Source organism: Streptomyces yongxingensis (assembly GCF_055597465.1).
In genome coordinates this window covers 751,876-763,689 of sequence record NZ_CM145717.1, presented here as the reverse complement: position 1 = coordinate 763,689, position 11,814 = coordinate 751,876, and the positions used below count along the sequence as shown (strand labels likewise).

At 69.3% G+C, this 11,814-nt stretch carries 8 protein-coding genes and 2 pseudogenes; 4 read left to right on the top strand and 6 right to left on the bottom strand.

Features of this window, described 5'->3' with window-relative positions; translation table 11 throughout:
- Window positions 1-53: 53 nt before the first annotated feature.
- Window positions 54-707, bottom strand: coding sequence for a class I SAM-dependent methyltransferase (locus ACZ6TD_RS03435; RefSeq protein WP_471350201.1), 654 nt, complete (start codon window positions 705-707; stop codon window positions 54-56).
- Window positions 708-1,089: 382 nt separating this feature from the next.
- Here ACZ6TD_RS03435 and ACZ6TD_RS03430 point away from each other — a divergent pair, with 382 nt between their 5' ends.
- A complete protein-coding gene (locus ACZ6TD_RS03430; protein ID WP_471350198.1) occupies window positions 1,090-1,785 on the top strand; it encodes an alpha/beta fold hydrolase in 696 nt (231 codons plus the stop codon).
- Between the two features lie 786 nt (window positions 1,786-2,571).
- Here ACZ6TD_RS03430 and ACZ6TD_RS03425 read toward each other — a convergent pair.
- Window positions 2,572-2,904, bottom strand: a complete 333-nt coding sequence (locus tag ACZ6TD_RS03425; RefSeq protein ID WP_471350195.1) for a helix-turn-helix domain-containing protein — start codon at window positions 2,902-2,904, stop codon at window positions 2,572-2,574.
- Window positions 2,905-3,039: 135 nt separating this feature from the next.
- Between ACZ6TD_RS03425 and ACZ6TD_RS03420 the strand changes: the two genes are divergently transcribed.
- Genes ACZ6TD_RS03420 through ACZ6TD_RS03410 form a run of 3 tightly spaced genes read left to right on the top strand, consistent with a single transcriptional unit; the run spans window position 3,040 to window position 7,398 of the window.
- Window positions 3,040-4,431 carry an MFS transporter gene (locus ACZ6TD_RS03420; protein ID WP_471350192.1) on the top strand — a complete coding sequence of 464 codons (1,392 nt, stop codon included), beginning with the start codon at window positions 3,040-3,042 and terminating at the stop codon, window positions 4,429-4,431.
- Window position 4,432: 1 nt separating this feature from the next.
- Window positions 4,433-5,437: a mandelate racemase/muconate lactonizing enzyme family protein gene (locus tag ACZ6TD_RS03415; protein ID WP_471350189.1), complete on the top strand. Its 1,005-nt coding sequence runs from the start codon at window positions 4,433-4,435 to the stop codon at window positions 5,435-5,437.
- Window positions 5,434-7,398 carry an oxidoreductase gene (locus ACZ6TD_RS03410; RefSeq protein WP_471350186.1) on the top strand — a complete coding sequence of 655 codons (1,965 nt, stop codon included), beginning with the start codon at window positions 5,434-5,436 and terminating at the stop codon, window positions 7,396-7,398. The genes ACZ6TD_RS03415 and ACZ6TD_RS03410 overlap by 4 nt, the downstream gene beginning before the upstream one ends.
- 19 nt (window positions 7,399-7,417) lie before the next feature.
- On the opposite strand, the gene ACZ6TD_RS03405 is transcribed toward ACZ6TD_RS03410, so the two are convergent.
- From ACZ6TD_RS03405 to mhpA, 4 genes and pseudogenes are all read right to left on the bottom strand, one after another.
- Window positions 7,418-8,914: a methyltransferase domain-containing protein gene (locus ACZ6TD_RS03405; protein ID WP_471350183.1), complete on the bottom strand. Its 1,497-nt coding sequence runs from the start codon at window positions 8,912-8,914 to the stop codon at window positions 7,418-7,420.
- A 43-nt stretch (window positions 8,915-8,957) separates the two neighbouring features.
- Window positions 8,958-9,308 (bottom strand): annotated as a pseudogene (locus ACZ6TD_RS03400) (ATP-binding cassette domain-containing protein); the annotation flags it as partial.
- A 166-nt stretch (window positions 9,309-9,474) separates the two neighbouring features.
- A pseudogene (locus tag ACZ6TD_RS03395) lies at window positions 9,475-10,149 on the bottom strand (alpha/beta fold hydrolase); the annotation flags it as partial.
- 66 nt (window positions 10,150-10,215) lie between these two features.
- Window positions 10,216-11,766: a bifunctional 3-(3-hydroxy-phenyl)propionate/3-hydroxycinnamic acid hydroxylase MhpA gene (gene mhpA, locus ACZ6TD_RS03390; protein WP_471350180.1), complete on the bottom strand. Its 1,551-nt coding sequence runs from the start codon at window positions 11,764-11,766 to the stop codon at window positions 10,216-10,218.
- Window positions 11,767-11,814 lie beyond the last annotated feature (48 nt).

Sequence of the window (11,814 nt, the reverse complement as noted above, 5' to 3'; positions counted from 1 at the left end):
CCCTGACCGTCGGTGATCTGACACGAGCGGCTTCGCCGCAGGAACAAGCCCCGTCAGGTCCTTTCGGGCTTGCGGGCCAGCAGGCAGGCGTGCGGTCTCTTCACCCGTCCGCCGGGCTCCTGCTCCAGCCTCGCGGTGACGACGAGTCCGGCCTGCTCCAGCAGGCCGACCATGCACTCCAGTGGCAGGAGGTACGACTCGTAGGACACCGGACGGCCATAGCCCTGGGTCGGCTGCAGCCGTTCATTGCCGACATAGTCTCCCCAGAGCAGGTAGCCGCCGGGCGCGAGCGTGCGGTGAAACTCGGCGAACACGGCCGGCAGCCACTGCGGGGGCGTGTGGTGGGTGGAGTACCAGGCCAGGATGCCGCCGAGCTCGTCGCCCTTCATCTCCAACGCGGTCATCGAGCCCTCGGTGAACCGAAGGTTCGGATAGGCGTGCCGGGCCAGCGCGATCATCTTCGGTGACAGATCGACACCGAAGGCGGACACTCCCAGCCCGGCCAGGTGCGCCGTCACGCGGCCGGGGCCGCATCCCAGGTCCGCGACCGGCCCCAGACCAGCCGTCCGCACGAGCTCGGCAAACCCCGCCAGCATCGCTCGTGACAGCGGGTCCATCGCGGCTGGAGGCGGGACGCGTTCGACGTAATCAGCGGCGACCGTGTCGTACGACTCGCGCACAGCGGTCAGAAACGAGGGCTCAGCCATGAGGGCGACGTTAGACCAGAGGACCGACAGGCCGTGTCACACCTTGGGGTGACCTGCGTTCATTAGGGTCCGCATCAGCGAGAACACGATCCCGCCGAAGGCCAGGGCCGCGATGACGGCGCTGGTCCGCGGGGGTCCTCGTCCGCAGGCCCCGTTACACGGCCTGGGGTTGACGTAGTCGTCCTGACGCCTCCAGGCCGCTCAAGGGCGCTTCCGCGCACCGGTGGCGAGAGCGCCGGGCTCGCGGCCCGAGTTGGTGGGTTTATCGGCGTCTCCACTCTGTCGTCCGTTGCTCGTTCGCCGCCTCGAACCGCACTCTAGGTGACCGAGCTGAATTCAGTTAAGCTCGGCTTGTTTCGCATCGACGGCAAGGAGGTCACCCATGTCGTTCGTCCTCATCCACGGTGCCGGCTTCGGCGCGGACTGCTGGGACGAGCTGATCCCCCACCTGAGCGCGGAAGTTGTGGCGGTCGACCTTCCGGGCCGCGGGACGAGGGCCGACGTCGGACTGTCCACCGTCACTCTCGCCGACTGCGCCGATGCCGTCCGGGAGGACGTCGAGGCGAAGGATCTGCGGGACGTGGTACTGGTCGGCCATTCCTTCGCGGGAGTCACGGTGCCACGCGTACTGGACCTCCTCCCTGAACGGATCCGGCACGTCGTCCTTGTGTCGGCCGTCGTGCCTCCCGACGGGTCCCGGGTGCTCGACCAGATCGACCCCGGCGTGCGGGATCTGGTCGAGCGGTCCATCGCCGGCGGGGTCTACCACCAGACCCGCGAAGGCGCCGCCGCGATGCTGTGCAACGACATGGACGAGGCGACCGCCGCGTCCACGTTGGACCGACTGGCCGACGACTCGGCCGCCCTGCTGAGCGAGACCGTGGACCTGAGCGGCTACCGGTGGGAAATCCCCCGGACGTACGTGCGCCTCACCCGGGACCAGTGCTATGTCGAGGAACTCCAGCAGCGATCCATCGCCCTGCTCCGGCCGGAGGTCATCGAGCTCGATACCGGTCACATGGCCATGATCAGCGCACCCGGAAAGCTCGCCGCCATCCTCAACGCCGTTCACGGCTGATCGCCGGCCCGAGCGCCACTGGGCGGACGGCCCCTGGCCATGTGCTGGGTCCGCTCGTCCCCGACGTCGGTCACGGCACTACGCGGTCTCGGTTTACCGGCCGCGGCGACCTCTCCCTCGTCGTACGACCTCGTCGTACGGCGCCCAGCGGGCCAGGCAGGCAGCAAGTTCGGAGTCGGGACGGCCGACCACTGTCCACGATGTGAAGAACGTACTGTGGGGCGTTTGGGGCAACGGCCGGTGGTCCGCGATGAAGTCGGTTCAGTCCGGCTTTTCCGCATGGGGGACGCGTTGGTCGGCAGGGATGTCCATGCCTCGATGCTGGACGCGGGCCGCCGCTGCCGAACGATCTGAGCTTGTCGCGCGCCGGAAGGGTGTTCCGCGGGTGGGGGAACCCGGGGCGCGCTGGCTCTGGCTCGCTCAGCGGGGCCGTTTCGGATGGTCCCGGTGCTCGGTCGCTCCACGGGCTGCAGCGACTCCGGTTTTAGGGTGGCGAGCCGCCGCAGGAGCACGCCGCCGAGTGCGCCTCGCACGGCGTGGACGTCGAGCACCCGCTCCGCTGTCACCATGGGAATTGAGAGGTTCTCGCTCTTCGAGTCGGAAGTAAGGTGGGGAACCCACACCAGTGGCCCGGACGGACTCGCCACCCAGGTCCGGAGCTGGTTCCGAAGATCGCGCACCGTGGAATCGGGGGCGGTCGCGCAACCAGCGGACGAGGCGAGTATCGGTGTGCGCCACCGCGCCCGCCACGACGACATGCGAGGGGCGAGCAGGAGCCCGGTGAGCTCACTGGGCCAGGCGCGGGAACCAGTCGCCGGTGGCGGCGCCGGGCCCGAGCGAGCGCAGTATCCGGCTGACCGCGGTCTGGCTCAGGGCGGTCGGCGTGGAGAGGGAGCGGGTGGACCAGGCGGCGGAGGCCACCGGCGGCTCGCTCAGCAACTGCTTCGCGAGACGGTCGCGGTGTGCCTCGGTGACCGTGCGCGGCCGGCCCGTGCGCGGCCGGTCGGCGAGCCCGTCGAGGCCCCCGGCCAGGAAGCGCGAGTGCCACCGGCCGACCATCTGGGCCGAGACGCCCAGCCGTCGCGCCACCGCCCGGTCGGTCGGCTCCGGGGTGGCCACCGCCGGAAGCCAACAGAACTTTCGACTCGGTTTTCACCAACAGCGCTGCTGGCGGGACAGAAACGTTGTTGACAACCCAGGCGCTTCGCATACTTCCTGGCCACTGGCCACGACCACCGCGAGGTGTTGTTCAGGATGACAGTGGAGAAGCCGGTGCTCGACGAGGCACCAGTCAATTCGTTTCACAAGCGCACCGTCATGGTCGCGATGGGCGGGCCGTTCTGCGACGGCTACCTGCTCGGCATCATCGCCGTGGCCCTGCCCCAGCTGACCCCACGGCTCGGGCTCGACGCGATCGGTTCCGGGTTGGTGGCGGCTTCGGCGCTGTTGGGCGTCTTCCTCGGCGGCCTGATCTTCGGGCCGGTCACCGACCGCGTGGGCCGCCGACTGATGTATGTGCTCAACCTGGTCGTTTTCGTGGTGTGCTCGGTGCTGCAGTTCTGGATCGCCGAGACCTGGCAGCTGGTCGCGCTCCGGCTGATCACCGGCATCGCCATCGGCGCCGACTATCCGATCGCGTCGGCGCTGACCGCGGAGCTGGTGCCGCGGAAACTCCGCGGGCCCGCGCTGAGCGGGCTGGTGCTGGCGTGGTGGCTCGGCTACGGGGTGAGCTTCTGGGCGGGCTGGGCCATGCGGGGCATCGGCCCGGAGGCGTGGCGGTGGATGCTGGCCAGCGCCGCGGTGCCCGCCGCGCTCTTCCTGGTGTTGCGATCGGGCATTCCCGAGTCACCGCTGTGGCTGGCCTCCCGGGGGCGGCTGGCGGAGGCCCAGAAGATCCTGCTGATGTGTTTCGGCCAGGAAGCCACCCCCGAGGAACTCAGCCGGGAGAAGGGGAACCGGCACAACGAGCGCGGTACCGGATTGGGCAACCTGGTGGAGATCTTCCGCCGCGGGTATGGCGTGCCGTTGCTGTTCTGCTCGGTGTTCTGGTTCTGCCAGGTCGCCCCGGCCTACTCGATCCGCACCTTCCAGCCGCAGTTGCTCGAGTCGCTGGGCGTTGGCAACGCCTATGCCAGCTCGGCCCTCATCATGGCCATCGCGGTGGTCGGCATCACGATGGGCATGGTGCTGGTCAACCGGATGGGTCGGCGGCCATTGCTGATCGCCAGCTTCGTCGGTGCCATTGCCGCATTGGTCGTGCTCGGAGTCGTGCCGCACAGTGTCGCGCTCCTGGTCGTCGTGTTGTTCGTGCTCTACAACTTCTCCGAAGCCGCGGGCAGCGGACTGCAGTTCGTGTATCCGAGCGAGCTGTTCCCCACCGATCTGCGCGCCACCGGCGTGGGCTTCGCCACCGCGATGAGCCGGCTCGGGTCGATGGCCAGCACCTTCGTCCTGCCCCTCACCACCGCCGCGCTGGGCACCGCGGGCACCCTGCTCCTCGGCGCCGGGATCACCGCCGTCGGCCTGCTGGTCACCCTGCTGCTCGCGCCGGAGACGAAGACGCTGTCCCTCGGCCAGAGCAGCACACGGCCGCGGCGTGGCCGTCCTGCGCCGGAGCCCCGGGCGACGACGGGAAGCGGGTCCTGACATGGGACTGAGCGAACGGATCGGCTCGGCGGAGGTGTACCGGATACCCAATCCGTCGCTCCGCCCCACCGTCCTCCGCCTCCGCCTCCGGACGGACGAAGGGACCGTGGGACTGGGCGACACGGGCGTCTCCTACGGTGCGGGCGCCGAGGCGATGCCCCCGCTGCACGAGCTGCTCGGTGGCCGGGTGCACGCGCGGCTGCCCGTCTACGCCAACGGCTGGTACTTCGGGCAGCACTCGGAGGAAGACCGGTTGACCGCCGCGCGGCGCGTGGTCGCCGACGGGCACCGGGCGCTGAAGACCTACCCCCTCGTCCGGCAGGACGAGGAGCAGCGGCTGCACCATCCCAGCCCGGCGCGGTGGGATTCCGCGCTGCTCCGCTCGGCCATCGACCATGTGCGGCGGCTGCGCGAACGCGTGGCGGACGAGGTGCGCCAGATGGTGGACCTCAGCGGTTGCGTGCCGCGGGACCACGCACCGGAGCTGCTCGGCGCGCTGCGCGACCTCGGCGTCGAGTTCGCGGAGGAGCCGTTCGACCCGGCGGACGAGTCCAGTTCGCACTGGCTGTCGGCCCCGGCGCCGGGGCCGCTGGCCACCGGGGAACGGCTGACCGGGCTCGCCGCGTTCGAGCGGGTGCTGCGCACCGGGGCGGTGAGCATTCTCCAGCCGGACGTGTGTCTGGCGGGCGGATACGGCGTCTTCCAGTCCGTGGCGGCACTGGCCCGCGGTCACTCGATCCGCGTCTCCCCGCACAACTGCTCATCCGGCATCGGAACGGCACACACGGTGCAGGCCGCGGCCGCCGTCCCGAACCTCCACTCGGTCGAGACCTTTCCCTATCTGTCGGCGGTTCCCGGATACCGGGAGATCCTCACCGACCCCCTCGAATCCCGCATCGAAGCCGGTCTCCTGGCGGTGCCCGACCGCCCGGGGATCGGAGTCGATCTCGACGACACGGTGACCTCGGCCTTTCTCGTCGAACGGCTCAAGGAGCAGCGCACATGAAGCTCATGACCCCCTTCCGCCTGGCACACCTGACGCTGGGCAATCGCATCGTGTCCACCGCCCATTCCGAACAGCTCGCCGTGAACGGGCTGATCACTCCCCACCTGGAGGGCTACCACCTCCGCCGGGCCCGGGGCGGGGCCGGGCTGATCATCGCCTTCGGCTCCGCCTCGGTGAGCCCGATGGCGGCGAACAGGTTCAACCCGGCCCTCTGGAACCCGGAGAACGAGCCCGCGCTGCGCCGAATGGCAGACGGCGCGCACGCGGCCGGAACCGCTCTCATCGCCCAGGCGACACACCGGGGCGCCCGGGAGGAGATGGCGGACCCGGATCTGGCACATGTCGCGCCCTCGCCCGGAGCCGGGTTCCTCCCGAAGGGCACGCCGCGAGTACTGTCCGAAGAGGACATCAGGGGCCTGGTCCGCGACTACGCGGACGTCGCCGCGCGACTGTACCGCTGCGGCTGGGACGGCATCGAGGTGACGTCGTACGGCACCCATCTGCTCGAACAGTTCTGGAGTCCCGTCCTCAACCAGCGCGACGACGCCTACGGCGGCACGCCCGAGAGGCGGCTGCGGTTCGGCACCGAGGTGCTGCGGGCCGTGCGGGACGCGGTGCCCGGCGATTTCGTGGTGGCGCTGCGCATGTCCCTGGACACCAGGACGAAGCGGCTGGGACTGAGCCGCGAGGACCTGCTCGACATCGCCACCCACTACGACGCGCTCGGTGTCATCGACCTGTTCGACATCGTCGGCAGCAGCGCCGTGACCGCCGACGGCGCGGTCGGGACGGTGCCGACCGCGGACTATCCCCGCGGGGTGTACCGGGAACTGGCCGCGCGGGCGAAAGCGCACCTGCGCGCGCCCGTACTGGTGGCGGGACGGATCCTGGACGCCCGGCAGGCCGAGGACGTGGTCGAAACCGGGGAAGCCGACCTCGTCGGCATGACCCGCGCGATGATCGCCGACCCGCGGCTGGCCGACAAGACAGCCGCCGGTGAGTCCGGTCTGGTGCGCCCGTGCATCTCGATCAACGAGGGATGCCGCCGGGTGGGCGCGTCGCTCACGCTCGCGTGCTCGGTCAACCCCGAAGTCGCGCATCCCGAGCTGGCCACGGTGCCCTCGTCGGCGAGGACCGGCACGGCGGTCGTCGTGGGCGCGGGGCCGGCGGGCCTCGAAGCGGCCCGCCTCATGGCGCAGGGCGGGTGGCGCGTCGTACTGCTGGAGCGGGACGAGCGCGTCGGGGGCCGCATCGACTGCGCACTGCTCGCCGACCCGGACCAGATCCACCGATACCGGCGGTGGGCCGAGCGGGCCCTGGCAGAGCACGACGTCGACGTCCGGCTCAGCACGCCGGCCACACCGTCCGTGCTGGCCGGGCTCTCGCCGGACCACGTCGTCCACGCGGGCGGCGCCAAGCCCGTGCTGCCGGCATGGCTGGACTCCGCACAGTACGAGGCGCACTCCGACGTCGACTGTCTCACCGGAGCGTGGACACCGGGTCCGGGTGAGAATGTGGTCGTGTACGACCCGGAGGGCTACAGCGCGGGCACGGTCATCGCGTTGCGGCTCGCCGGGGACATCGCCCGCCGGGTCACCCTGGTCACCCCACTGCCCGCCGCGGCCGGCCGCGTGGAGGGGCCGAACCAGGTCCGGCTCACCAAGCAACTGCTCCGCTCGCCCGTGCGCGTGTCGCCCCACACCGAACTGGTGCGGGCGGACGACGGGACACTGTTTTCGCGCAACGTGATCACGCGGGACACAACTGAACTCGGCCGGGACGTTCCGCTGGTCGTGTGCGGATACCGCGCGCCGGACGACGAGCAACTCCCGGCATGGCGCGCGGCGTGCCCCGACACGCGCTGGCACGTCGTCGGCGATGCCTCCTCACCCGGACTGATCCGCCACGCGATCACCGCCGGCGCCCGGCTCGCCCATGAAATCCTGCGCCAGCCTAAATGACGGTATCTGCGCGGCTTCCTTATCCGGATTGGCCATCAAGGCCCGTGACGAGATAGTTCGGGCCTCGGCCCTGGCGTGCGCGTTCGATGGAATCGAGACGGGCGAAGGGCAGCTCGCCCATGAGCTGTCGCCACTCGGCGAGATCATGGACGGCCCACAGGTCGTGTTCGGCCGGGTCGAGTCGGATGCGGCGCAGCTGCTCGGAGCTGAGTTGGCCGCCGTCGAAGATGAAGCCGATCTTGCCCAGTGGCCAGCGGGGGCCCGGGGGGAGGTAGTGCGTCAGCAGCAGGCGTGGTCGGCCCTGGCCGAGGTCGAGCCCGGTCTCCTCGGCCGTTTCCCGGCGTGCGGTCTCCAAGGGGTCTTCCCCGGCGTCGGTGTTGCCTCCGGGGAATTGCCACAGTCGGTCGCCGTACACGGAGCGCAGCTGTACCGGGCGATCGTGCTCGTCGCGGATGTACAGGCAGCCGTACACCGTGTGATGGGGGACCGTCTGAACGTACTCCGCGGGAGTCATGGGCATGGTGTGGCCGGGGCGTCCCGGACGGTGGCCGAACTCGAAGGCGAGGGCGCCGAGGGCTTCCTTGTCCGGCGGGTAGATGTGGCGGAGGTTGGCGAGTTGCTCCTCGCGCGTGGAGTCGGGATCGATGCGTGCTGGATCCTCCGCGTCAAGGAGCTTGTCGAATGAGCTGTACGGGGTGATTCGCTTCGCGACGATGTCGAGTTCCCGCCCGCTGTCCGGCTCGCGGAAGACGATCGTGTCCCCGGCTTCGACGGCCGCCTTCTTGGGGGTCCCGACGCGTACCTCGATCGTTTTGCGTCCGGATTCCACCTGGGCGTAGTAGCGCTCCCGCAGGGTGAAGTGGTGCTGCCGCGAGGTGGGCGTCGCATCGTGGCTATCGGCGAGCGCGCGGGGCGTGCGGTTGGCGGATGGCGAGGACGGTGACGTGGCCTCGGCCGGGTGAGGGCCGCGCAGGACCACGAAGGCCAGTCCTTCGGCATCGTGGCGTTCGGCGGTGGACCAGCCGGCCCGCAACTGGGCGAGTTCATCCTCGTCGAGAGCGATGCCGCGCCGCTCGGCCGGGGTGTCGGCGGCGAGGGGCGTGATGACCACGATGGCGGCGCCAGGTCGCAGGCGGCGGGCGAGGGCCCGCATGGTTCGGTCGCGGTGCTTCAGGAAGGGATACACGAACCGGAGGGTGATCATGTCGTAGCCGTCGGCGTGCAGTGGTGCCCAGTCGTCGAGCTCGATGTCCAGGCGCAGCCACCGGGCGGCGTTTCCGTGCTGGGCGGTTGCCTCGGCGAGGGCGTTGTCGGACCAGTCGACGGCGTCGACGTGGTATCCGAGCGAGGACAGATGGGCTGCGAGTTCTCCGACCCCGCACCCGACGTCGAGGGCCTTGCCGTCGACAGGGGCGGGAAGGTGCGTGGCAAGCAGTGACCGCTCGCGGTCGCTGAGTCGGCGATAGCGGCGGCCATCGGCGTAGCCGGTGTTCCATTCGTCCTGTGTGGTGAACACGAGGTGCACGTCCTTCCGAAAGGCGACGGGTCAACGGCAGTAGCTGTACAACCCGTCCTTGGTCGAGGACGACGATCCTGTCCGCCACCGCGACGATGGCGAGCCGGTGGGTGATCAGCAGGATCGCCGGCTTCTTGGCCAGATCCCGTAGTCCGGTGAAGATGTGGTGCTCCGCGCGAGCGTCCAGCGCGGCCGTGGGCTCATCCATCACGAGCAGAGCCGCCTTCCGGTGGAACGCCCTCGTCAGCACCACACGCTGCCACTGCCCCCCGGACAGTTACCGGCCTCCGTACCACTCCGATGTCAGGAGGGTGTCGAGTCCTGACCGCGGGCTGGGCAGCATATCCGCCGCCCCGGACGCCTCGCAGGCGGCCAGGACGGCGGCGTCGCTGGTGAAAGGCGTCTCTATCTGCTCGGCCGTGCGCTGGGCGCGGATACGGGCGCGGACCCGCGCCCGGCGACGGCGTGTTCGCGTAGCGGCTGATGAACTCGCGGATCTCCCGGGCGACGAGCTCGGGAGACTCGTATGGGGCGAGATGCCCTGCGTCCGACAGGAAGACCAGCCGGCCCCCGGGCATCGCACGGACGTCGGCGATCAACTTGTCCTGCGGGGCGATGGTGTCTCTGCCGCCGATGACGTAGCACGCCGGCACGTCGATCCCGGACAGCTCCTCGAACATGCTCGTGTAAGCACCGCCACCGGTTCCGAGCCAGCTGTGCCAGAACTGCTCTGTGACAGCACTCGTCATCGTGCGCACGACGTCGGTCGTCTTGCTCGGGTCCAGCGAGATGGCCCCGATGGCCTCCGTGATGGCTTCGACGTCACGGAAGGACGTGTGGAACCCTTCGATGACTGGATCGCCCGCCTCGGTACCGCCCGCGTTCCACGGCATGAGCGCCATGACCGCGAACACCTGGCCGGGCCGGTTGAGAGCGATCCGCACGCTGAGCGCGCCACCGAAGGAGAGACCGACGAGGGCGAAGCGTTCGAGGCCGAGCTCATCACAAGCGTCGATCACCGTTTCGGCGATCCGGGCGAGGCTCGATCCGTCGGCAGGCGCATGGAGGGAGCCCGCGTGGCCCGGCAGGTCCATGAGAACGAGGCGATAGCCGTCGAGTAGGGGTGCCACCTCGGACCAGCACGTGAGTGAGCACCCGAGTCCGGGCAGCAGAACGATCGAGTCCGGTCCGTTTCCCCGCTCCTCGTAGTGGATACCGTTGTTCGTCTTCGGCATGAGATCCCTCCGTGTGTCACGTGATCCGGGCTGTCGTCGGTCGCCGCGCGAGCGGGTGTCACGCCGCTACACCAGCGACAGGCTTGCGCGAAGTGAGGCGAGTAGACCCGCCACCTCGGAGAGCTCGGTAGCAGTGCCGAAGACGTAGAAGTCCGGGCGAACCAGCACGGACACGACACCGGACTCCTTGAGCCAGTCACTCAGTGCCTCGCCCTCTTCCCGGACCCCCTCGGCGCCAAGCACCACGGACCGCAGCCCAATCGCGCGCTCGAGTTCCGATACGGCCGCAGTCGTCGCCGCGTCCGGTTCGACCAAGCTGAACAGGGTGAACCCGCGGCCAAGCACGTCGTCGGACCGCTCGGTCTTCCCGCCGCTCGTACGCAGAAAGGGCTGTACAGCCAAGTGACCGGCCAGCGGTTGTCCGTCTCGGAAGCCTGCGCCGACGGGCGGCTCGAACGGTGGTGGAAGCTCGGTCGCCGACCGCATCTCCTCACGACGTCGCGCCGCACGAACGGGGTCGGTCTCGCAGACGACGGTCCCTACCCGCACCGACTCTTCGATGTAGTCGATGACCTGTGGCCTTCTCGAGAGCGTGTACAGGTCCAGCAGCTTCGGGTCCGCGGCGCCGGTCAGCACGAGGTCGAGCATCCAGCCGAGGGTTGCGGCGTCTCGGATGCCAGAGCTCATGCCCTGTCCGAGGAATGGCGGCATGACGTGAGCAGCGTCACCGGCAAGCAGAACCGACCGGTGGCGGAACGTATCGGCCACGATGGATCGGAACTGGTAGACGGTCTGCCGGATCACCTCCCCCTTCTGTGGGCCGATCCAGGGCCTGAGCAACTCCCAGACGCGTTCCGGCTTCACCATCTCGGTGGGATCGTCGCCCTCGACGAGCATGAACTCCCAGCGGAAGTACCGCTGAGCCACTCGGCCCATGTGGTTCGGCCTCGCGGGGTCGAGTACCTGGCCGGTGTCCGGGATGTCCAGGGTCGGGGCGCCAGGCTGAGGCCGGACGTCGACGACCAGCCAGTCGCCCCGGAAACCGAGATCTTTCGTCGGAATGCCACAGAGCGTGCGTACCGCGCTGTTGGCGCCGTCTGCCCCGACCACATAGCGGGCGGTGACGACGCCGCCGTCCGCCAACGTCACCACCACGTGGTCGGCCCTCTGGCACAGATCGACCAGCTCCGCACCGAAACGAACGTCCACAGTGGATGCTCCGCGGACTGCCGCGTCCAGGGCATCCTCGAGTTCCGGCTGGTAGAAGTGGTACGACGCGTCCCAGCCGGAGGGAGCGCTCCATTCCCTTGGCAGACGAGAAATCACGCCTCCGTCGGGATCGAGGAATTCATACACACGAGCTGGTTCGGCAATGCGCCGTACATCGTCGGCAATGCCCAAAGACTGAAAGACGCGCATGATTTCGTGATCGAAGTGTCCGGCTCGTGGCGTCTCGTAGCGCCCGACTCGCCGTTCGCACACCAGTACGCGGTGCCCCGACGCCCCCAGTAGAGCAGCCAGGGTCTGACCGACCGGGCCGTACCCGATGATGAGGACATCCGCATCCACGGCATCCGGCGTGATCGTGGATGTGCGGGGTTCATCGGCAAGCTTCATGTGTCCCAACCCTTCGCTTACACCGGAGCGTGTGCGTGCCGGAAGACC